Annotated in this window: 1 protein-coding gene and 1 pseudogene; one reads left to right on the top strand and one right to left on the bottom strand. The window is 72.9% G+C overall.

The features are described from left to right. Nucleotides 1-136, top strand: a pseudogene (locus IEY17_RS25050) (NAD-dependent epimerase/dehydratase family protein); the annotation flags it as partial. 166 nt (nucleotides 137-302) lie between these two features. Here IEY17_RS25050 and IEY17_RS25045 read toward each other — a convergent pair. Next, on the bottom strand, nucleotides 303-575 hold a 273-nt coding region (locus IEY17_RS25045), incomplete at its 5' end, for a DUF1349 domain-containing protein (protein WP_188991948.1).

The following is a 575-nucleotide window of genomic DNA, read 5'->3' as shown; positions in this document are numbered from 1 at the left end:
ATTCGTCACCGGAGCGTCCGGCTGGATCGGCTCAGCCGTCGTTCCCGAACTGCTGGCCGCCGGCCACGAGGTCGTCGGGCTCGCCCGGTCCGACGAGTCGGCCCGAACCCTGGCCGAGGCCGGCGCACAGGTGCGCGTTTACCGCCGTGGCGCAGCGGAACCGTTGTGGCACAAGGATTTCGGCCGCACTGAGTTCTTCCTGCACCCGTGCGGGGATTGGCTGTGCGAGCCGGGCGGCCGGCTGCGATTCCCCGCCGCCGCCTCGTGGGGAGGCGGCGGCAGCGCGCGAGGAGGGCGACTGCTCAGCTGCCATCGCGCAGATCGCTCGGCGCGGACGGGGCGTACTCGATGTGGTCGAAGACGACGTTGCAGCCCGACCCGGTCGGGGCCTGCGCGACGAAGCCCACCTGCGCGGGTCCGGAGCCGATGGCGAAGTTGCGCACGAACTCCCAGCGCTGCCCGTCGACGCCGGCGTGGAACGCGTACGCCCCACCGTGCCGGGCGATCCGCAGCCAGACGCCCTCGTGCGGATCGGCTACCGGCCAGGCATTCGCGTCGTCGGCCACGCCGTCGCA

This window comes from Saccharopolyspora thermophila, assembly GCF_014646075.1.
In the GTDB taxonomy this organism is placed as follows: domain Bacteria; phylum Actinomycetota; class Actinomycetes; order Mycobacteriales; family Pseudonocardiaceae; genus Saccharopolyspora; species Saccharopolyspora thermophila.
Note: the sequence above shows the minus strand (reverse complement) of the source record. Positions and strands in the feature narration are given on the sequence as shown.